We start from the raw sequence: 20,707 nt of genomic DNA on the forward strand, positions 1-20,707 counted from the left end.
ATGAACTCGCGCCCGCGCATGAGCCCGAAGCGCGGCCGCACCTCGTCCCGGAACTTCGACTGGATCTGGTAGAGGTTCATCGGCAGCTCGCGGTACGAGCGCACGTCGCGGCGCACGAGGTCGGTGATGACCTCTTCGTGGGTCGGTCCGAAGCAGAAGTCGCGGTCGTGGCGGTCCTTCATGCGCAGGAGCTCGCGGCCGTACTTCTCCCAGCGCCCGCTCTCCTGCCAGAGCTCGGCCGGACAGATCGCGGGCAGCAGCACCTCCTGCGCGCCTGCGCGGTCCATTTCCTCGCGAACGATGCGCTCCACCTTGCGCAGCACGCGGACGCCGAGCGGCAGGAAGTCGTAGATACCGCGCGCGACCTGGCGGATCATGCCGGCGCGCAGCATCAGCTTGTGGCTCACGACCTCGGCCTCGGCGGGCACGTCGCGCAGTGTCGGGATCAACGTCTGGGATTGGCGCATCCGGCTCTTATAGCGTGCCCACCGTCGATTGCACCCTCGTCGCCGCTGTCGACGCGCGGGGCAGAATCGTCGCGACGATGCGCTCGGCGCTACGTCGCGCGGGGTCGCTCGACGGGCAGATCGGTGCGATTCCCCCACTCGTTCCACGACCCGACGTAGCACCGCACGCGGCGATAGCCGGCCTCGCGGAGCGCGATCCAGCTCTGCGCCGCGCGGTAACCGCCCTGGCAGTACGTGATCACCTCGCGGTCGGGAGAAACGCCGAGCGCCTCGTACATGCTGCGCAGCTCGGACGGCGCGCGATAGCGGCCGTCGGGCGTCAGGTTGGCGGTGTACTCGAGGTGGACGGCGCCTGGGATCGCGCCGCCGCGCGCGGCGCGTACGACCGCACCCGTGTACTCGGCGCGCGAGCGCGCGTCGACGATCGCCACCTGCGGATCGTCGAGCGCGCGGAGCACGTCCTCGACGGTCGCCATCACCTCGGGGCGGCGCTCGAGGATCAACGTGGACGCCGTGCTCGGCTCGGCGAACGCCTCGCGCTCGCTCGGCCGGCGCTCGGCGCTCCACTGCCCGAAGCCGCCGTCGAGGAGGCGCGCGTCCGGATGGCCGAAGAACGCGAGCAGCCATACCAGCCGCGCCGCGCGCATGCCGGAGTCGTCCTCGTAGACGGCCACCGGCTCGTCGCGCACGACCCCGCGCAGCTCGAGCAGGTGCTGCATGATCCACTCGAAGGCCTTGAGCGGCGCCGGGCGGGTGTCGATCAGGCTTATGCCGAAGGGATCGAGGTGCAGCGCGCCCGGCACGTGCCCCGCGGCGAACCGCGACGCGGGCCGCGCGTCGAGCACGCGGACGGCCCGCTGCGCGATCCGTTCGGCGAGTTCGGCCGGCGTGATCAGCAACGAGGTCACCCGACGCTTCTACCGCCGGGCATCCGCGGAAGCCATCCGAGCGTGACCGCGCCGGCCGCGCTCAGCTGTGCGCGAAGTTCTCGAGGTTCTTCGCGCGCGACGGGTTGCGGAGCTTGCGGAGCGCCTTCGCCTCGATCTGGCGGATGCGCTCGCGCGTCACCTGGAAGCGCTGGCCCACCTCTTCGAGCGTGTAGTCCGATTTCTCGCCGATACCGAAGCGCAGGCGCAGGATCTGCTCCTCGCGCGGCGTGAGCGTCGCGAGCACCTTGCGGGTCTGCTCCTCGAGCGAGAGCGCCATCGCCGCGTCGGCCGGCGAGATGCTCTGGCGGTCCTCGACGAAATCGCCGAGCGAGCTCTCCTCGTCGTCGCCGATCGGCGTCTCGAGGGAGACCGGCTCCTTCACGATCTTGAGCACCTTGCGGATCTTGTCGGGCGGCATCTCCATCTGCGCCGCGATCTCGTCGGGGCTGGGCTCCCGTCCGAGCTGCTGCACGAGGTAGCGCGAGGTGCGGAGCACCTTGTTGATCGTCTCGATCATGTGCACCGGGATGCGGATGGTGCGGGCCTGGTCGGCGATCGCGCGCGAAACCGACTGGCGGATCCACCACGTCGCGTAGGTCGAGAACTTGTAGCCGCGCTGGTACTCGAACTTCTCGACCGCGCGCATGAGGCCGATGTTGCCTTCCTGGATGAGGTCGAGGAAACCGAGGCCGCGGTTGGTGTAGCGCTTGGCGATCGAGACCACGAGGCGGAGGTTCGCCTCGATGAGCTGGCGCTTGCCTTCCTGCGCCTTGTACTCGCCCCGGCGGATCGCGCCGAACGACTCGCGGAGCTCCTGCTCCGTCATCTGCGTCTCGCGCTCCACCGTCTTGATGCGCTTCTTCGCCTCGCGCACCTCGGCGGCCATTTGCGCGAGCTGCTCGGCCGACTTGCGGGGCGCGGTCGGCCGGGCAGGCTTCGCCTTCCCCTTGACCGGCGCGGCTTCCTTCTTCGGCGGCTCGGGCTCGTTCTTGCGGATCGCCGTGCGCTGCGCGTCGAGCGTCCCGATCGCCTCCTTCAACTTGTCGACGATCACGGTGACCTGGCGTGCCCCGAGCGGCACCTCGGAGAGCACGGAGTGGATGCTCGGCTTGATCGCCTCGAGCCGCTGATCGATCTTCAGCGCCGCCTTCTGCGAGGTCTTCTTCTTGCCGCGATCTTCGACGAGCTTCTCGCGCTCGTTCACGAGCCGGCGGAGCCGGGAGATGTGCTTCAAGAAGGCGCCGACGCGCGCGTCCTCGCGCTGCTCGGTGGCGCCTTCCGCGTTGGCCGCCTCTTCCTCGTCGTCGCCGAAGAGGTGCCGGCCGTCGATCTCTCCGTCACGCAGGCGATCAGCGAGGTTCAGCACGTACTGGAGCGCAAGCGGCAAGGAGAAGACGGCCTTGCGCACCTCGAGCTCGCCCGCCTCGATGCTCTTGGCAATGACGACCTCGTCCTCGCGGGAGAGCAGGGCGACGCCGCCCATCTCCTGGAGATACATGCGCACCGGGTCCGAAGAGTCGCGCAGGAGCGACGAGCGGTCTTCCCGCTCCTCCTTCTCCTCGGGGACCTCGGGCACCCACTCTTCGTCCTTTTCCTCTTCCGCCTCGGAGAACGGGCTGTCCTCGGCGGCCTCGACGGCGATCTCACCGTCGCCGTCGGCGTCGCCGAGCATCGAGATCACGCCGCCGATCTCCTCGGACGCTCCGGAATCGCCGCCGAACTGCTCACGCTCTCCGGCCGGCACGTACTTGCGCTCGCGGCCGATGTCGACGACTCGATTGAACTTCGAGCCCTTCGAGTTGTCGGCGTCGCTCGCGGCCTTGTCCTTCTTGGGTCGGGATATGCTCTTCATCGCCGAGAACGTTCTCCGATGACGGGTGCATGGACGTGGCGCCGCGGGAGCCGCGTGCGCCTGTCATGGGTCGGCACAGTGCAGCCGTAGCTGCTGCTGGCGGGAGCAAAAGACACGGTTCGAATCGCGAGTCTAAATTCCGAAGCCCGCGAAGTCAATACAAACTTTTGATCTACCGAAGGAAAAGGGCCGCTCGGGCGCGGGACATCCACGCCCTCTTGCGCGCGGCCACACGAAGGCGAATACGAGGCGAATGTCTGACCCGTCCGGCCGCGGCACCTCGCGCAATCCCGCCAACCGCTACGAGACCCTCCACGTCGAACGCGACGAGGCCGCTCGGGCCGACGACGACGCGGACGGGCGCGGATCCGAGCCGACCCGGTTCTATCGCGACACCAGCCGCTCGATACTCGCCGAGAACACGAGCCCCGACGTCGGCTTCCGCTTCAGCCTGAACCCGTACCGGGGCTGCGAGCACGGCTGTACCTATTGCTACGCGCGGCCTTCCCACGAGCACCTCGGCTTCAGCGCCGGGCTCGACTTCGAGCGGCGCATCATGGTGAAGGACGACGCGCCCGCGCTGCTGCGCGCGACCTTCCGCTCGCGCCGCTGGCATCCCGAGGTCGTCGCGCTCTCGGGCAACACCGACTGCTATCAGCCGGTCGAGCGGCGCTTGCGCCTCACGCGCCGCTGCGTCGAGGTATTTCTCGAGTTCCGCAATCCGGTCGCCGTCGTCACGAAGTCGGCGCTCGTCGCGCGCGACGCCGACCTCTACGCGGCGCTCGCCGCGCACGGGGCTGCCCACGTCCTGTGCTCGATCACGACGCTCGACGCCGAGCTCGTCCGCCGCCTCGAGCCGCGCGCCGCCAGCCCGGAGCGGCGGCTCGACGCGATCCGCGCGCTCACGGCGGCCGGGGTGCCGGTCGGCGTCATGGTGGCGCCGGTGATCCCCGGCCTGAACGACGCCGAGATCCCGCGCATCCTCGAAGCCGCGGCCGCCGCCGGCGCGCGGAGCGCCGGCTGGGTGCTGCTGCGCCTCGCGACGCCCCTCGACGAGCTCTTCACCGTCTGGCTCGCCGAGCACTATCCCGCTCGTCGTACGCGCGTGCTGAACCGCATCCGCGAGACCCGGGAGGGCCGCGTCTCGGACGCGCGCTTCGGACGCCGTATGCGCGGCACTGGCGTCTACGCCGAGCAGATCGCGACGCTCTTCGCGGTCGCCGCTCGCAAGCACGGCCTCGACCGTCCGCTGCCGCCGCTCTCGACGGCCGCCTTCCGCCGTCCGCCCTTGGTTGGCGACCAGATGCGCCTCCTGTAGAGCGTCGCGCATGGCCACGACACCCGCTTGCGAGGCCCGGGACTTCCTCGTCCGGCGCGGCGACCTTCACCGCACGTCGTTCGCGCCCGCCGTGCTGCCGCGGCTCGGCGACGGCGAGGCGCTGCTCGCGATCGACGCCTTCGGCTTCACCGCCAACAACGTCACCTACGCCGCGATCGGTGAGATGTTCCGCTACTGGGAGTTCTTCCCCGCAACCGACGGCTGGGGCCGCGTGCCGGTCTGGGGCTGCGCGAGCGTGGTCGAGTCGCGTCATCCGGGCGCCTCCGTCGGCGAGCGCTTCTACGGCTACTTCCCGATGTCGACCCACCTGGTCGTGCGCACCGACCAGGTACGCGAGGACGGCTTCACGGACGTGGCGCCGCACCGGACGGCGCTGCCGCCCGTCTACAATCGCTACCTCCGCGTGAGCGCCGACCCCGCCTACGACCCGGCGCGCGAGAACGGCTACATGCTGCTCCGGCCGCTCTTCGGCACGGCCTTCCTGCTCGACGACCTCCTCGCCGAAGAGGGGTTCTTCGGCGCGCGCGCGATCGCGCTCTCGAGCGCGTCGAGCAAGACGGCGATCGGCCTGGCGGCGCTCCTCGCCGGACGAGCCGACCGCGCCTACCGGGTCGTCGGCCTCACCTCGGCCGGCAATGCCGCCTTCGTCGGCGGGCTCGGCCACTACGACCGCGTCGTCGCCTACGACGCGCTCGACGGGCTCGCGGCGGACGAGCCGACCGTGTTCGTCGACATGGCCGGCAACGGCGCCGTGCGCGACGCCGTCCACCGCCGCTGCGGCGACCGGCTCCGCTACAGCTGCTCGGTCGGGCTCACGCACCACGACCGGATGGCGTTGCCGCCGGCGAACCTTCCGGGCCCGGCGCCGGCGTTCTTCTTCGCGCCCGACCGTATCGTGCAGCGCACGCGCGACTGGGGCGCAACCGGCCTCCAGGATCGTCTCGGCGGCGCGCTGAAGCGCTTCGTCGCGGACTCCGAGCGCTGGATGCGCGTCCGGCACGGGCGGGGTCCCGCCGACGTCGAGCGCGTCTACCGGGCGATGCTCGACGGCCGCACGGACCCGGCCGAAGGCCATGTGCTCGCGCTCTAGCACCGTCGCGGCGATCGTCGTATGACGCCGTCCATGACGCCCGAGTCCGTGGTCCTCGAGTTCTGCCGCGCCGTCACGCGCCGCGACGTCGACGCGCTCCTCGCGTTCTTCACCGACGACGCGGTCTACCACAACATCCCGCTCGCCCCGCTCACCGGTCGGGACGCGATCGCCGGCACGCTCGCGCAGTTCATCACGCCCGCGACGCACGTCGAGTTCGAGGTCACGGCGATGGCCACGACCGGCGCGACCGTCCTGACCGAGCGCGTCGACCGCTTCGTGATCGGCGACAAGCGGATCGAGCTGCCGGTCATGGGCGCCTTCGAAGTGACCCCGAACGGCAGGATCCGCGCCTGGCGGGACTACTTCGACATGCAGCAGTTCACCTCGCAGCTCGGGTGAGCGCACGCCCACCGCGATGGCCCGGCGGCGCGATCGCGCGGCGGCCGCCGCGCGGCGCGATCCGGCCGGAACGCCGGATCGCGCGCGCGCTCCTCGCCCTGATCGCGTTCGCCGCCGCCGGGTGCGCGTCGGTCGCGACCACCCGGCCCGGCGCGGTCGGCGTCGAGCGGCGCCAGTCGATGCTGGTCTCGTCCGCGCAGATCGACGGCGTCGCCGCGCAACAATACGCCGCGCTCGTCGCGCGGGCGCGCGAAAAGGCGGCGCTCAACGGCGACCCCGCGCTCGCGGCGCGCGTCCGCCGCGTCACGGGTCGGTTGATCCCGCCGACGCGCCACTTCCGCAACGATGCGCCCGGCTGGCCCTGGGAAGTGAACGTCTTCACCTCGAGCCAGCTGAACGCGTTCTGCATGCCGGGCGGCAAGATCGGCGTGTACAGCGGGCTCGTCCAGAAGCTCGAGCTCACCGACGACGAGCTCGCCGCCATCCTCGGACACGAGATCGCCCACGCGCTCCGCGAGCACGGGCGCGAGCGCGTCTCGCAACAGCTCGCGACCAGCACGGCGGTCGCGATCGGCGCCGCCGTGCTCGGCGTCGGCCAGACCGGCGCGAGCCTCGGCGCGCTCGTCGCCGACGTGACCTTCACGCTCCCGAACTCGCGCCTGCACGAGACCGAGGCCGACCGCATCGGCGTCGAGCTTGCCGCCCGCGCCGGGTACGACCCGGGGGGCGCGGTGACCGTGTGGCGGAAGATGGCGCGCGTCGGCGGCGGCAGCCCGCCCGCGTTCCTCTCGACCCACCCGTCGACCGAGCAACGCATCCGCGATCTCGAGGTGTACGCGGAGCGGGTGCGGCCGCTCGTCGGCCGGCGCTGAGCGCGGCGCCCGTGACGTCGGTAAGGCGCGCGTCGCGGTCGGCGCCGGAGGCTCGTCCGGAGCGCCCCCCTCGCGGCCTCACCACTGCTCGGCGCGCACCGCCTTCCGCTCGTAGCCGGCGGCCCGGAGCGCGTCGCGCAGCCGTCCCGGCATCGCACCGACCCCGCAGATCCAGAAGCGACGGGTGCGGTCGGCGTCGTGGCGCACGAAGCGTTCGAGCACGAGGCCTTCGAGCGCGTCGATCGAACCGAGCTCCGCCTCGGTCGTGAACAGCACGGGCTCCCATTCCAGGCGCGCATGACGGGCGGCCCACGATTCGAAGTCGTCGCGGTAGATGAACTCGTGCTCGTAGCGCGCGCCGTGGAGTACGGTGATCGGCCGCGTGCCGCCGCGCTCGAGCGCGCGGCGCACCATCGGCCGGAGCGGCGCCACGCCCGTGCCCTCCCCCACGAAGACGAGATGCGCCGGCGGCGGCTCGGCGAGCGCGAAGCTGCCGAAGGGTCCCGTGAAGGCGACTTCCGCGCCGGACGCGAGCCCGAAGAGGTAGGTCGAGCCGGGGCCGCCGGCGACGCGGTCGACGCAGATCTCGAGCTCGTCGTCCTCGGGGCTCGACGCCAGCGAGTAGGCGCGCACGAGCGGCGGATCGTCGCCGCCGTGCCCCCGGACCGGCAGCTCGCACGACACGAATTGCCCCGGTGTGAACGCGAGCCGCTCCCCCGCCGGCAAGCGCAGGAAGAGCGAGCGCGTGCCCGGCAGGTGCTCGTGGATACGGGTCAGCGTGGCACGGTGGACCGGCCGCGTCGTGTTCTCGCTCATCCGCGGGAAGCTATCACGCTCGCTTCGCTGGCTGCGACATGCAGGGCGTCGACCCATGCGCTTCGCGCCGGGTGGCGGCGAGGCCGGTCCGTACGCACGCATCCGCCGCCCGGCGGCGGCCCACGGCGACTGCCGATTGAAACGTGCATACCCATGTGTCATGCAGGTGTCATGGAAACCGTGAATGCACTGCAGCTCCGACAGTCCTTGGGGAACGTCCTCAAACGTCTGGCCAAGACCGGGCGTCCGATCCTTCTCGAGAAGGACCGCAAGCCCGCCGCCGTGATCATCTCGCTGGAGGATTACCGAACTCGATTCGTCGACGTCGAGGCGGACCGCCGCCGGACCGAGATGGTCGAACGCATCAAGGCAGCCACGCTGCGACCCCCGAAGGGCCGCACCGCGTCAGAGTTGCTCCGCGACGCACGGCGCGGCTGATGCTCGTGGTGCTCGACGCCTCGGTAGCAGTCAAATGGTTCGTGCCCGGTGAAGGCGGCCGTGCCGAAGCGCTCGACATACTCGACCAGGTTCATCATGCGCGCCACGCATTCGCCGTTCCCGAGCTCTTCTTCAATGAAATGTTGGCCGTGTTGGCGCGCCTCTCCGACAAGGACGTCGCCGTCGTCCGCTCGTATATGGAGGCGCTGCAAGACCTCGGATTCGAGCGCATCGGCAATGGTCGCGAGTTGCTGGCATGCGCCGCCGATCTCGCGTGCGCCCATCGTCTGACGGGTTACGACGCCGTGTACGCCGCGAGCGCCAAGCTCACCGGAGGCTGCTGGCTCACGGCCGATGCCCAGGCCCATCGGCGCGTCAAACGGCTCAACATCTCCAAGGCGGTGTGTCAGGGCTGAGCCGCACGCGTCACGAACCGCGGCTTCGTTCGCTCCTTGCTCACTCGCGGCTTCGCCGAAGCGGCGCGGCAACGACGCTCACGGCCGCAGTGAAAGCCGCCAGTCGATCGGCGTCTGCCCGTGCGCGACGAGCGCCGCGTTGGCGCGCGAGAACGGCCGCGACCCCGCGAACGCACGGTACGAGAGCGGCGACGGGTGCGCCGTCTCGATCACGGTGTGGCGGGCGCGATCGACGAGCGCCGCCTTCTTGCGCGCGTGGTTGCCCCAGAGGAGGAAGACGACATGCTCGCGGCGCGCGCTCACCGCGGCGAGCGCCGCGTCCGTGAAGCGCTCCCAGCCGCGGCGCGCGTGCGAGCCCGCGCGATGCGCCTCGACGGTCAGGACGGTGTTCAGGAGCAGCACGCCCCGGCGCGCCCAGGCGGCCAGGTGTCCGTGCGCCGGCCGGACGAAGCCCGGCACGTCGGCCGCGAGCTCCTTGTAGACGTTCACCAGCGAGGGCGGCGGCGCGACGCCGGCCCGCACCGAGAAACAGAGGCCGTGCGCCTGCCCCGCGTCGTGATACGGGTCCTGGCCGAGCAGCACGGCCTTCACGGCGTCGAGCGGCGTCGCCGCGAACGCGTTGAACACGTCGGGCTCGGGCGGAAACACCGGACCCGCCGCGCGCGCGGCGTCGACGAACCGACCGAGCGCGCGAAACCACTCCGCGTCGAGCTCGTCGGCGAGGGCCTCGCGCCACGACGGCGGCAACGCGACCTGCACGTGAACGGGCTCCGGGCTAGTGGCTGCCCGACACCTGGTTGATCGTGTACTTCGGAATCACGATCGTGATGTCGCCCTTGACGATCGCCTGGCAGCCGAGACGCGAGTGCATGGTGAGGCCGGGCGCGTTGTCGAGCTCGTCCTCCTCCTTCTCGGTGCTCGGCGAGAGATTCCGCTCGCCTTCCTTCACGATGACGTGGCAGGTCGTGCAGGCGCACTTCCCGCCGCAGGCGTGCTCGAGGTGGACGCCGTGGCCGAGCAGGACGTCGAGGATCGAGCCCGGCTCGCCGTCGTGATGGAACGGCCCCGAGCCCTCGAACTCGATCACCCGCTCGGGCTCGCCCGATTCGTAGATGATGCGGATCTTCGGCAAGGGCTCCGGTCCTACCATCACCACCGGCCGTGCGCGACCAGGCACGCCCGGGCGTCAGCGCGGAATCGTCGCGAGGTCCGCCCGAAAGCACGCCGGCAGCATCGCGACCGGCGAGTCGTCACCGGCGAGACGCTCGGCGGCCGCGGCGCACCACGGATCGAGGTAGCGCGCGCGGAGCTCGCGCACGAGCACGGCATCGTCGTTCTCGACCGCGGCGGCCAGTACCTCGCACGCGATCGCCAGGTGGTCGGGCGGCAACACGCGATCGCTCCAGGCCAGCCGCAGGTGGTGGATCGCGCGCAGCCAATCCTCGCGCGCCTGGGCGCCGTCCATCCCGAGGAGCGCGTGCGCCAGGAGCGGCACCGGCGGCGCCGGAAGCGCGGCGTGGAAGACGCGCCAGCACTCGGGCTCGAGCGCGTCCACGGATTCCGGCAGGCCGAGCGCGTCCCAGCTGGCGCGCTTCTCGTCGCGCGCGAGGAGGGGATTCCAGACGCGCGCCCACGCCGTGAGCAGCGCCACCGCCCGGTCGCTCAGGACAGCCGGATCCATTGCGGGGTCACCGACTTCAACCCGGCGCGCTCCCGCGCGGCGCCCTGCCACACCGCCACGGCGAGCCGCCGGAAGCGATCGAGCACCGTCCACCCGCCGAGGCGGAACGTCACGTACCAGAATCCGTCCTTCCACCGCGCCTCGGCGGTCCACTGCGGGGGCGCCGCCTGGCGCTCGACCGTACCCCACCCCCGCGCCGCGATGCGCAGCGGACGCTCGGCGTCGGCGCGCCAGAGAACGCCCTCGACGGGATCGGCCGGCGTGCCCATCGTCATCGCTTGCGCCGCCTCGGTGGCCGGGACCAGCAGCGCGGCGGCGTCGACGAAGCGCGCGGGATCGCCGTCGAGCGCGCGGACGGCGCGCGGCGCGTGCCAGGAGAGCGCGATCGTCCACGTTCCGGCCTCGCTGCTCGTCGCCAACTCGGCCTGCGCGGTCGTCGGCGTCACATGGTCGGCGTACGCGCGGGCCACGTAGCCGCCCGGAGAGAGCGCCGGCGGCGCGGCGCTCAGGACGAGGCTCGTGCGGGTCGTCATCACAGCACCTCGCGCGTGCCGGTCGGCAGGCGAAAGCTCGCGTTCCAGTCGTACGCGATCAGGAGATCCATGAGCTCGCTCGCCTCGCCGCGCCGCCGCCGGGCGCGCTCGTCCCGCACGACCCGGAGCGCCTCGTGCACGCGCGGACCGAAGAGGCGCTCGAGCAGCGCGTCCGGAATCCGCGGCTCGTCCTCGACGAGGCGCCCCGCCCCGTCGAACGCGACGGGACCGACCGGCGGCACGTAGAACACGTTCGGGCCGAGCCCGTACTCGGGATGGAGCGGCAGCGCGACCTTCCACCGCTCGACGAGCTTCCAGATCGGCCCCTCGGGATCGTCGAGGTAGCCGACGAAGCGCAGCCGTCCCGGACACTGACGGGCGCACGCCGGTGCGACGCCTTCCTCGATCCGCGGCAGACAGAAGATGCACTTGGTCGCGACACCGCGCTCGGGATCGAAGAAGACCTTCTTGTAGGGACAGGCCTCGACGCAGAAGCGGTAGCCGTGGCAGCGGTCCTGGTCGACGAGCACGATGCCGTCCTCGCCGCGCTTGCTGATGGCCCGACGCGGGCAGGCGTCCAGGCAGGCCGGGTGCGTGCAGTGGTTACAGAGGCGCGGCAAGTAGAAGTAGTGGTTGGTGCCGGGATGCTCGCCGGCGCCATGGTCCTCATCCCAGTTGGGACCCCACGTCGGCGGCGCGTCCGGGCGGAGCCAGGGCTTCCGCACGCCGCTGCCGATCTCCGTGCGCACCTGCTGGTGATTGAACGTCCACGCGCGTCCGTAGCCTTCGTCGATTCCCGGAACCTCGCCACGCTTCACCTCGCCGGTGGCCGTGCGGCCGCCCGTCTCCTCCCAGCGCCGCGGATAGCCCTCTCCCGGCTGCGTCTCGACGCTGTTCCAGTACGCGTAGGCGGTGCCGGCGTCTCGGTTCCAGAGCTTCTTGCACGCGATCGTACAGGTCTGACAGCCGAGACACTTGTTCAGATCGAGCACCATGGCGAGCTGACGCCCGCCGGCGACCCCCGCCGTTGCCATCGTCATGACGCCGACTCCTTCGTGGCCGCCGCCTGTTCCTTCTCCGCGCGCGCGAGCCACGCGTCGAGATTGCCGCGTCGGATCGACACGCGCGTGTCCTGCACGTGCGTCCCGGGCGCCCACACCCCGAAGCGCCACGTGAGCTGCCCCGCGTCTCCGGCGAAGTGCATGGGGTTCATGAGCCCCGGGGTGATCTGCTTGTAGCTCTTGTGGCCCGGGAACTGGTGCGGCTCCCAGGCGTGGAAGTAGTAGGCGACGCCGGGGCGGACCATGGTCGAGTGCTTCGCCCGCATCAGCATCGAGCCGTAGTCGTTGGCAAGCTCGGTCCAATCCCCGTCGGCGACGCGCAGGCGGGCCGCGTCGCCGGGGTTCAGGTAGATCAGCGGCTCGCCGCGCTGCAGGCGCAGCAGCATCGGATCGTCGCGCCACACGCTGTGGATGCTCCAGCGCGCGTGGCACGAGACGAGCTGGAACGGATGGTCGCCGCCGGCTTTCGGGCTTTCGATGTGGGTCGGCAGCGCCTCGCCCGCCTCCAGGAACCACGCGTGGTCGATGTAGAACTGCTGGCGCCCGGTCAGCGTCGGCCACCGCCACTTCTTCTCCGTGAAGAGCGTCGCCGCCCGCAGCACCCCGTCTCCCGTCCAGTCCTCGTTGAAGAGCTGGGGCTGGCCGCCGGTGGCGCCCGTCCCGGTGTACTTGGCGATGCCGGTTTCCTTCAGGCGCTCGACCGACATGCCCTTGGTCGACGTGCTCTTGTCGAGGATCTCCTGCGCGACCTTGGCCGCGTCACGGGGTCCGAAGACGCCGTGGTACGAGAGCTTGTCGGCGATCCGCTGCAGGTCGATCGGACGCTTGCCGCAGCCCGCGAGGATCGGCGTGCGGCGCGCCCGGGCGACGGCCTGCACGCGCTCGGCCAGCAGGGAAAAGATCTCCCACTCGTTCTTGGAGTCCCCGATCGGGCGGACCGCCTCGTCGCAGTAGTGGAGGTAGGGCACGTAGGCGACCGGGTACTTGAAGCCGGGCTTCTCGTAGTAGCCCGCGGCCGGCAGCAGGTAGTCCGCGTGCATGCCCGTGAAGGTGAGCTTCGGGTTCACGTCGACGATCAGCTCGAGCGCCGGCCACATCGTCTCGATCGCGCGCTGCGGGAGATTGGTGCGGCGGAGGAAATTGTTGCCGCCGGTGAACCACGCGCGCGGCGGTACGTTGCGCGGCAGCCGCGGCATCCACCCCTGCTTGCGGGATTCGTCGTCGTACTCGCTGAGGCTGCGCGGGTAGAGCCCGTGGAGCTCGCGGTCGAGGTCCCCGCGCACGCCTTGGTACGCGAGGTTCATGGACGCCGAGTTGGCGATGCAGGCGTTCCGCTCCTCGACGTGGCGCCCGAGCTCCCATTCGACCTGCGCCTTGCTCTTGCGGCGCATCACCTGGTCGAGCACCAGGTCGAAGAGGATGCCCTTCTCCACCAGGTCGAAGATCTCGAAGCGTCCGCGCAGCCCGGTGCGCTCGACGCCGGCCATCACGCCGTCGAACCCTTCCATCCCGACCCATCCGGTGTTGTGGAAGCCGCTGCCGCGCCGGCCCACCGCGCCCTTGAGCGCCAGGCAGAGGATCTTGGCGCGGTTCATGTGGTCCGAGTGGAGGTAGCGATTCGAGCCCCAGCTCGAGAGCACCATCGGACGCTTGGCGCGGGCGAAGCCGTCGGCGAAGCGCTCGACCTGGACGCGCGACAGGCCCGTCACCCGCGCGGCTTCGTCGAGCGTCCAGGGCTCCAGGTGCTCGCGGAGGAGCGCGCCGACCGGCGCGACGCCGACCTCCGCGCCGTCGGCGACGGTGACGGTGAACCGCCCTTCGAGCGCGGGCTCCAGCCGTCCGAGCGCGAGCTTGCCGTCGGCGGCATTGCCGGCGCAGCCGGGCGCGACCGCCGCCCGGCCGGCCGCGAGATCCCACAGGTACAGGATCTCGGGATTGCCGCCCGCCTTCAGGTCCGACTCGCGCAGGAAGCGTCCCGTGTCGAGGCGCACGAGCATCGGCAGATCGGTCTGCTCGCGGACGTAATCGTGGTCGACGTGGCCGCCGTCCCAGACGTAGCGCGCGGTCGCCAGCGCCAGCGCCGCGTCCGTGCCGGGCCGGAGCGGCAGCCAGAGATCGGCGTGGCTCGCCGTGGCGGAGTACTGCGGGTCGATCACGACGAGATCGGCGCCCGCATACTTCGCCTCGAAGAGGAAATGCGCGTCGGGGATCTGCGTGACCGCCGGGTTCATCATCCACACGACGAGATGGTCGGACAGGAACCACTCGTCGGCGCTCCCGCCCATGTGGGGAAACCCGAACGTCATCGTGGCGCCGACGTTCAGGTCGCCGATCTCCGCCCAATCGTCCATCATCGACGCGCCGAAGAAGCCGAAGAAGCGGGCGCGCACGGCCGTCGTCGGTCCCTGGTCGAAGTGCGGGCCGAGGTCGTGGACGACGGCGTCGGTGCCGTCGCGCTCCGCGATCGTCACGATCGTGGCGGCGATCTCGTCGAGCGCCTGCTCCCACGAGACGCGCTCCCACTTCCCGGCGCCGCGCTCGCCGACCCGTTTCAGCGGGACGGTCAGCCGGCTCGGGCCGTACATCACCTCGGTGTAGCAGGCGCCCTTCTGGCAGCCGCGCGGATTGAAGTCGGGTACGCCCGGCTCGGACGCCTCGTAGTTCGCGGACTGCTCCTCGCGGACGACCAGGCCGTCCTTGACGTAGAGATCCCAGTTGCAGGCGCTGCGACAGTTGAGCCAGCCGTGCGAGCCCTTCTTGACCGCGTCCCAGCTCCACCGCTCGCGATAGAGATCCTCCCAGGTCCCGAGCTTCGGGGGCCGACGCCCGGACCCGGCGGCGAGCGGCGCCCCGGCGCGGACGAGCAGGGAGCACCCCGCGGACGCAGCGGCGGTCGCGAGCGCCGCGAGGCGGAGGAAATCGCGCCGACGGAGCACCGGATCGAAGCGGTCGTTGACGTCGCGTGTCACGGCTCCTGCTCCTTTTCGATGCGTCACGGTGACCCATCGAACATCTACTTGTTGCCGACAAGCCAATTGCATCGGCAACTCACCATGTACAAGTGACCTATACGCGCAATTCCTTGTCGGCGACAACCGATTTCGCTAGCATCCCGTCCATGGCCACCCCCAGGGCCCGCCGCCGCGAGCCCCTCAGCCACCGGGAGCGCAGCGATCTGGCCGTCGGGCGCATGGTCTCGGCCGCCCTGCGGATGATGGGCGAGCAGGGCTACGAAGCCGCGACCCTGGCGGCGATCGGCGAGGCCGCCGGTTACAGCCGCGGCCTCGCGACCCACCACTTCGGCTCCAAGGCCGACCTCTTCGCGGAGGTGCTCCGCTCGGTCACGAGCGAGTTCATGGCGACCGTCGAGCGGCGGGTCGGGCGCCGGACCGGCGTCGACGCGTTGATCGCCTTCGTCGCCGCCCACCGCGAGCTCGCCGAGGGCGAGCCCGAGCGGGTGCGCGCCCTCTTCGTGCTGTCGTTTCAGTCGCTCATCGTGCACTCGCCCATGAAGGACGCCGCCATCCGCCAGCTCCTCGGCTATCGCGACTGGGCCCAGCGCATGATCGAGCGCGGCATCGCCGACGGCGTGGTGCGGCGCGACGTCGATCCCCACGCCGAGGCGATCCAGTTCTGCGGCGCGCTCTTCGGCCTCACGTTGCAGTGGTTGATCGACCCGGTCGGCACCCCGCTCGACCGCGCCCACGCGCAGCTCAACGCGCGGCTGGAGCGCGACCTGCGCGCCGTCGGGTCGCGTCGCGTCCGCGCGCCGCGCGCGTGAGCGGCACGCGTCGGACCCCCGCCTTCCGCGCCGACGCCTCGATGTACTTCCGGCTCACCGGCGAGAGGTCGTACGGGTCGACGCGGGTCTCGATGATCGCGAAGCCGTCGGCGCGCTCGGCGTCGGCGAGGGCGTCGCGGAGCTCGGCGACGGTCGACGCGACGTAGCCGGCGCCGCCCCACGCCCGCGCGAGCTCGGCATAGGGCCAGTTCGGAATCGCGAGGAGGTCCTCGCGCTCCGCGATCGGCCGGAAGATGCCCCACCCGCCGTTGTTCATGAGAATCACGATCGGGCGCAGGCCGTAGCGCGGCGCTTGCGCGATCTCGACGCCCGTCATCTGGAACGCGCCGTCGCCGCAGAGCACGATCGGCCGCTTGCCGGTGCCGATCTCGAGCCCGAGCGCGCCCGGCACGCCGAAGCCCATCGACGCGTAGTACCCCTGCGCGAGATACGCGCCGCCCCGGCCGATGCGGACGTCGAGGCCGGCGAAGAGCATGTCGCCGGACTCGGCGATGACGGCCCAGCCACGCTTGCCCGCGAGGAAGCGGTTCACCTCGCGCAGCATGCCGGCGACGGTGACCGCCCGGCCGAGGGGTCCGCGCGCCGGCTTCAGGTTGTCGGCGTACGCCACCGGCTCGTGATGGCGGCGCAGGCGCTCGCGCCGGAGCGCGCGTACGAAGTCGCGGATGCCGACGTCGGTATAGGTGTGGCAGCTGACGTTGACGCGGTTGCCGACCGCCCAGATGGAGCGGTCGCGGGTGATCTGCGGCGGCTGGCTCCCGAGGTTCATGTCCGTGAGGAGCGTCCCGAGGTTGAGCACGAGGTCCGCCTCGTCGACCCGGCGGCGGATCGGCGGCGGGCTGAGGGGCCCGATGTGCACGCCCATCGCGAGGGGGTGGTCCATCGGAAAAGCGCCCTTGCCGAGCACGGTCGTCATGCAGGGCGCGCCCATGCGCCCGACCAGCTTCACGACCTCGCGCTGCAGCTTGTAGCGGAAGGTTTCGATGCCGACGATCACGACGGGCTTCCTGGCGCCGTTGAAGCGCGTCGCCGTCTCGCGCGCGGCCTCCGCGGTCTTGCGCTCGTCGGAGCGCGCGAACTCGAGGCCGCCGTCCCAGGCGCGGATCGCGTCGGGCACCTCGATCACGCGATCGACCATGTCGCGGTGGATCTCGAGGTAGCCGGGACGCTGCTCGCGCCAGATCGCGCGCACGACGCGATCGATCTCGTCCGCGACCCGACGGGGATCGTCGAGGATCGCGGCGGCGCACGTGATCTCGTCGTAGACCTTGTATTGCGACTCGATCTCCTTCGCCTGATGGTGGATCAGCTGGCCGAGCTTGCGCTCCTCCTCGCCCGGACCGCCGCTCACGACGAGGATCGGCACGCGCTCCGAGAACGAGCCCGCGACGGGGTTCACCATGTTGAATCCGCCCGCGCCGTACGTGACGCAGACGACGCCGATGCGGCCGGTCGCGCGCGCGTAGCCGTCGGCGGCGAAGCCGACGCCCGGCTCGTGCGACAGCGTCACGATGCGCATACCGCGCGGCCGTCCGAACTTGAAGAACAAGTTGATGACGAGGTCGCCGGGGATGCCGAAGAGGTGCGTGACGCCGATCTTCTGGAGGTAGGCGACCAGGAAGTCGCCGACCCGCATGCGGGGCTTCATGCGAAGAACTCCTCCACGTTGACGCTCGGGACGACGACGGTGCGCGGGGCGTCGTCGCGGAACACGCGCAAGAACACCTCGTCGCCCGCCCGGTGGTCCCACAGACGCTCGTAGAGCTCGCGGCGCGATCGCACCGCGTGATCGCCGACGGCGAGCACCATGTCGCCCGGCGCGAGCCCGGCGGCGGCGGCCGGCCCGCCGTCCAGGAGCCCCGCGACCACGACGTGGCCGCGCAGGAGGTAGCAGAACATCCCGAGCCAGGCGCGCGACGGCCGGGTGGTACGGCGACCGTGCCGCAGCAGCTCGTCGCGGTGCGCGACGTAGTGTTCGATCGGGATCGCCAGCGAGAAGCGGCCGATCTCGCTCATGTTGAGCGAGACCACGCCGGCGATGCGGCCGCGCCGGTCGATCAGCGGACCACCGCCGAGGCCGGGATTCATGGCCGACGCGAAGATCGCGCGCTCGAGCGCGTACTCCCAGTTGGCGTCGAAGTGCTCGAGGGCGGTGATGCCGCCCGAGCTCGCGCGCCGCCCGGCGTCGCCGATGCTCGCGACGATGAAGATCTCGTCGCCGACCGCGAGCGGCCCGGACCCGTCGGCGAGCGGCAGCGCCTGGAAGTCGTCGCCCGACGCCTGCACGAGCGCGATGCCCGAGGCGAAGTCCTGCGCCACGACCTCGGCCGGAGCCTCCCGCCCGTCGAACGTCGTGACGTGCACGGCGTTCGCGCCGAGGACGACGTAGTTGGCCGTGACGATGAGGCCGCCCTTGTCGATCACCGCCCCGCTGCCGGAGCGCTCGGTGCCGAGTACGCTCGCCGACCGGTGCGCGTCGGGCACCGTCGCCCGCAGGTGCACCGTCGCCGGGAGCGTGCGCTCGAGCAGTCGGACGGAGGCATTCATGCGACGCAACGCCTCGAGCGCGCCGGCGCGCGCGCCGCCTTGCGGAGGCCGATCCCGGTCTTTATGACGGAACCGGCCATGCACGTCCGCGAGCTCCCGCTCGGTTGCGAACCGTGGTCGCTCTTTCGCGTGCTCGCCAGCAAGGAGCGGCCTTTCTTCATCGACGCCGGACAGCCCTGGGGAGAGGAGTGGTTGTCGTGTATGGGTTTCCGTCCGCGGATGCAATTCCGCGTGACGGCCGCCGACGCGGCCGAGGCGCCGCTCGCGACCCTCGATGCGCGGCTCGCGGAGGTCGCTCCCGAGCGCCGCGCGGCGGCGCGCCGGCGCGCGACGCTCGGACCGCAGAGGGTGCCGTTCGCCGGCGGCGTCGTCGCCGCGCTCGCGTACGAAGCACGCCACGCGATCGAGCGCGCGGCCCCGGCGCCGGGCGAAGCCGTCGACGCGCCCCGGCTCGCGGGCGGCGTGTACGACTGGGCGCTCTCGTACGACCATCGGGCGCGACGCTGGCGGCTCGCGAGCTGGCATCTCGACGCGCGCGCGCTCGCGGCGGTCGCCGAGGAGATCCGCGACGCGGCGCGCGACGCCGCGCGGAGCGCGCGTCCGGCGGTCCTCCCGACGCACGCCTCCGCCGTCGTCGCCGGCCGCGACGCCGACGCGTACGCCGCGCGCGTCGCGCGCATCCGCGAGTATATCGCGGCGGGCGACGTCTATCAGGTGAATCTGACCGACCGCTTCACGATCCGCCTTCCCGCGCCGCCCGTCGACGTGTACGAGCGCCTGCGCGCGACGCAGTCCGTGCCGTTCGGCGCGTACCTCGATCTCGGCGTCGAGCGCGTGTTGTCGGGGTCGCCCGAGCTCTTCCTTCGCCGCCGCGGCGAGCGCGTCACGACGTGCCCCATCAAAGGGACCCGGCCGCGCGGCGCCACGGCGGCCGGCGACGCCGCGCTCGCCGCCGACCTCGCGCGCGACCCGAAAGAGCGCGCCGAGCACGTGATGATCGTCGACCTCGAGCGCAACGATCTCGGGCGCGTGTGCCGGACCGGCAGCGTCGCCGTCGAGCGCCTCGCCGCCGGCGTGCCGTTCGCGACGGTGCAGCACCTGGTCTCGACGGTGAGCGGACGGCTCCGGCCGGCGGTCGCGACGAGCGATCTCCTGCGCGCGACCTTCCCGAGCGGCTCCATCACCGGTGCGCCGAAGATCCGCGCCATGGAGATCATCGCCGAGATCGAGGGCGCGCCGCGCGGCTTCTACACCGGTGCCGTCGGGTGGATCGACGCGAGCGGCGACTGTGACCTGAACGTCGCCATCCGCACCGCCGTCGCACGCGGCGAGACGCTCGCGTACCACGCCGGGGGCGGCATCGTCGCCGACTCGCGCGCCGAGCGCGAGTATGCCGAGCTCCACCTCAAGGCCGCGGCGTTCTTCCGCGCGCTCGGCATCGCCGACGCGGACGACACCGCCGCCGCGACGCGGCGGGCGTCGCGATGAGCGGACGCGACCTCGTCCTGCTCCTGAACGACCGGCTCGTCCCAGCGCGGCGCGCGACGATCTCGGCGCTCGATCGCGGCTTCGTCTACGGCGATGGCCTCTTCGAGACCGTCCGCACCTACCGCGGTCGGCCCTGCGGCCTCGCCCGCCACCTCCGCCGGCTGGCGCGCTCGGCGCGCGTGTTCCGCATCCCGTTCGACGGATCGCTCGCGCACTGGGAGCCGCGCGTGCGGCGCGTGCTCCGCGCCAACGATCTCCTCGCGACCGACGCCGCCGTCCGGCTCACCGTCTCGCGCGGCGCGGGCCCGTTCGGCATCGTGCCCCCGCCGCGCCCGAAGCCGACCGTGATGATGCTCGCGACGCCGGTCGATCCGCGAATTCCCGTGGCGCAGGCGCGCGGCGTGACCATCTGTTTCTTTCCCTTCCGCCTGGTCACGGCGACGCTCCCGAGCCACAAGACACTGCACTACCTCCCGGCCGTGCTCGGCAAGATGATCGCGCGCCGGCGCGGCGCATGGGAGGCCGTCTATCTCGGCGCCGACGACACCGTCTTGGAAGGCACGACCAGCAACGTCTTCGCCGTCACGCGCGGACGGCTCGTGACGCCACCGCTGCACGGCATCCTCCCCGGGGTCACGCGCCACGCGCTGACGACGCTCGCGAAGCGCGCCGGCATCCCGCTCGTCGAGCGCCCGCTCACGCGCCGCGCGCTCCTCGCCGCCGACGAAGTGCTGCTCACCGCCTCGACGATCGAGGTGCTGCCGGTGGTGCGGATCGAGACCGTGCGGATCGGGAACGGAACGCCGGGACCGATCACCCGCCGGCTGCAGGACGAGTACCGCCGGCACGTCGCGCGCACGCTCGCGGCTCGTCGCGTCGCACGCGCGACGCGACGGCGCCGCTGAGAGGACCGGCTGCGTGAACGCCGCACGCCGCCTCGGGTCTCACCTCGCGCTCGCCGGGCTCGCGGCGGC

General features: G+C 71.6%; 21 protein-coding genes. 9 read left to right on the forward strand and 12 right to left on the reverse strand.

The window, feature by feature from the left end; translation table 11 throughout:
• The 3 genes from IT293_12755 to rpoD form a co-directional block, all read right to left on the reverse strand.
• Positions 1-467 (reverse strand): proline--tRNA ligase (locus tag IT293_12755; GenBank protein MCC6765522.1); only part of this gene is annotated, 467 nt, incomplete at its 3' end.
• 89 nt (positions 468-556) lie between these two features.
• Positions 557-1,375, reverse strand: coding sequence for a sulfurtransferase (locus IT293_12760; protein ID MCC6765523.1), 819 nt, complete (start codon positions 1,373-1,375; stop codon positions 557-559).
• Between the two features lie 61 nt (positions 1,376-1,436).
• Complete coding sequence (gene rpoD / locus IT293_12765) at positions 1,437-3,248, reverse strand: RNA polymerase sigma factor RpoD (GenBank protein ID MCC6765524.1); 1,812 nt, start codon at positions 3,246-3,248, stop codon at positions 1,437-1,439.
• A 253-nt stretch (positions 3,249-3,501) separates the two neighbouring features.
• Between rpoD and IT293_12770 the strand changes: the two genes are divergently transcribed.
• The 4 genes from IT293_12770 to IT293_12785 all read left to right on the forward strand — a co-directional run bounded on the left by IT293_12770 (position 3,502) and on the right by IT293_12785 (position 6,951).
• Positions 3,502-4,566, forward strand: a complete 1,065-nt coding sequence (locus IT293_12770; protein MCC6765525.1) for a PA0069 family radical SAM protein — start codon at positions 3,502-3,504, stop codon at positions 4,564-4,566.
• Between the two features lie 10 nt (positions 4,567-4,576).
• On the forward strand, positions 4,577-5,677 hold the full coding sequence (locus tag IT293_12775) for a DUF2855 family protein (protein MCC6765526.1): 1,101 nt from the start codon (positions 4,577-4,579) through the stop codon (positions 5,675-5,677).
• 33 nt (positions 5,678-5,710) lie between these two features.
• On the forward strand, positions 5,711-6,079 hold the full coding sequence (locus IT293_12780; protein ID MCC6765527.1) for a nuclear transport factor 2 family protein: 369 nt from the start codon (positions 5,711-5,713) through the stop codon (positions 6,077-6,079).
• 179 nt (positions 6,080-6,258) lie between these two features.
• The gene (locus tag IT293_12785; protein ID MCC6765528.1) at positions 6,259-6,951 is read left to right on the forward strand and encodes a M48 family metallopeptidase; all 693 of its coding nucleotides are present in this window, start codon (positions 6,259-6,261) and stop codon (positions 6,949-6,951) included.
• Between the two features lie 78 nt (positions 6,952-7,029).
• On the opposite strand, the gene IT293_12790 is transcribed toward IT293_12785, so the two are convergent.
• The gene (locus tag IT293_12790) at positions 7,030-7,767 is read right to left on the reverse strand and encodes an FAD-dependent oxidoreductase (protein ID MCC6765529.1); all 738 of its coding nucleotides are present in this window, start codon (positions 7,765-7,767) and stop codon (positions 7,030-7,032) included.
• Positions 7,768-7,974: 207 nt separating this feature from the next.
• On the opposite strand from IT293_12790, the gene IT293_12795 reads away from it, so the two are divergent.
• Together IT293_12795 and IT293_12800 are read left to right on the forward strand one after the other, a co-directional pair.
• Positions 7,975-8,205: a hypothetical protein gene (locus tag IT293_12795; GenBank protein ID MCC6765530.1), complete on the forward strand. Its 231-nt coding sequence runs from the start codon at positions 7,975-7,977 to the stop codon at positions 8,203-8,205.
• Positions 8,205-8,621 carry a type II toxin-antitoxin system VapC family toxin gene (locus tag IT293_12800; GenBank protein MCC6765531.1) on the forward strand — a complete coding sequence of 139 codons (417 nt, stop codon included), beginning with the start codon at positions 8,205-8,207 and terminating at the stop codon, positions 8,619-8,621. The genes IT293_12795 and IT293_12800 overlap by 1 nt, the downstream gene beginning before the upstream one ends.
• A gap of 78 nt (positions 8,622-8,699) precedes the next feature.
• Here the strand turns inward: IT293_12800 and ung are convergent, their stop codons facing one another.
• Genes ung through IT293_12830 form a run of 6 tightly spaced genes read right to left on the reverse strand, consistent with a single transcriptional unit; the run spans position 8,700 to position 14,865 of the window.
• Positions 8,700-9,380, reverse strand: a complete 681-nt coding sequence (gene ung / locus IT293_12805) for a uracil-DNA glycosylase (GenBank protein MCC6765532.1) — start codon at positions 9,378-9,380, stop codon at positions 8,700-8,702.
• A 16-nt stretch (positions 9,381-9,396) separates the two neighbouring features.
• Positions 9,397-9,771, reverse strand: a complete 375-nt coding sequence (locus tag IT293_12810) for a 2Fe-2S iron-sulfur cluster binding domain-containing protein (protein MCC6765533.1) — start codon at positions 9,769-9,771, stop codon at positions 9,397-9,399.
• A 36-nt stretch (positions 9,772-9,807) separates the two neighbouring features.
• Positions 9,808-10,302, reverse strand: a complete 495-nt coding sequence (locus IT293_12815) for a hypothetical protein (GenBank protein MCC6765534.1) — start codon at positions 10,300-10,302, stop codon at positions 9,808-9,810.
• Entirely contained in the window at positions 10,284-10,835 is a 552-nt protein-coding gene (locus IT293_12820) for a hypothetical protein (GenBank protein MCC6765535.1), read from the reverse strand. Before IT293_12820 ends, IT293_12815 begins: the two co-directional genes overlap by 19 nt.
• Positions 10,835-11,830, reverse strand: coding sequence for a respiratory nitrate reductase subunit beta (locus IT293_12825; GenBank protein ID MCC6765536.1), 996 nt, complete (start codon positions 11,828-11,830; stop codon positions 10,835-10,837). The genes IT293_12820 and IT293_12825 overlap by 1 nt, the downstream gene beginning before the upstream one ends.
• Before the next feature lie 41 nt (positions 11,831-11,871).
• Positions 11,872-14,865 (reverse strand): molybdopterin-dependent oxidoreductase, encoded by a 2,994-nt coding sequence (locus IT293_12830; protein ID MCC6765537.1) that lies wholly within the window; start codon positions 14,863-14,865, stop codon positions 11,872-11,874.
• Between the two features lie 149 nt (positions 14,866-15,014).
• On the opposite strand from IT293_12830, the gene IT293_12835 reads away from it, so the two are divergent.
• Positions 15,015-15,677 (forward strand): TetR family transcriptional regulator, encoded by a 663-nt coding sequence (locus tag IT293_12835; GenBank protein ID MCC6765538.1) that lies wholly within the window; start codon positions 15,015-15,017, stop codon positions 15,675-15,677.
• Here the strand turns inward: IT293_12835 and IT293_12840 are convergent.
• Together IT293_12840 and IT293_12845 are read right to left on the reverse strand one after the other, a co-directional pair.
• Positions 15,610-17,346, reverse strand: coding sequence for a hypothetical protein (locus IT293_12840; protein ID MCC6765539.1), 1,737 nt, complete (start codon positions 17,344-17,346; stop codon positions 15,610-15,612). The genes IT293_12835 and IT293_12840 overlap by 68 nt on opposite strands.
• Complete coding sequence (locus IT293_12845; GenBank protein MCC6765540.1) at positions 17,343-18,245, reverse strand: serine protease; 903 nt, start codon at positions 18,243-18,245, stop codon at positions 17,343-17,345. The genes IT293_12840 and IT293_12845 overlap by 4 nt, the downstream gene beginning before the upstream one ends.
• Positions 18,246-18,323: 78 nt before the next feature.
• Here IT293_12845 and pabB point away from each other — a divergent pair, with 78 nt between their 5' ends.
• Together pabB and IT293_12855 are read left to right on the forward strand one after the other, a co-directional pair.
• The gene (gene pabB, locus IT293_12850) at positions 18,324-19,733 is read left to right on the forward strand and encodes an aminodeoxychorismate synthase component I (GenBank protein MCC6765541.1); all 1,410 of its coding nucleotides are present in this window, start codon (positions 18,324-18,326) and stop codon (positions 19,731-19,733) included.
• Positions 19,730-20,638 carry an aminotransferase class IV gene (locus IT293_12855; protein MCC6765542.1) on the forward strand — a complete coding sequence of 303 codons (909 nt, stop codon included), beginning with the start codon at positions 19,730-19,732 and terminating at the stop codon, positions 20,636-20,638. The genes pabB and IT293_12855 overlap by 4 nt, the downstream gene beginning before the upstream one ends.
• The last annotated feature ends 69 nt before the right edge of the window (positions 20,639-20,707 follow it).

Source organism: Deltaproteobacteria bacterium, from assembly GCA_020848745.1.
Lineage (GTDB): Bacteria > Desulfobacterota > Binatia > UTPRO1 > UTPRO1 > UTPRO1.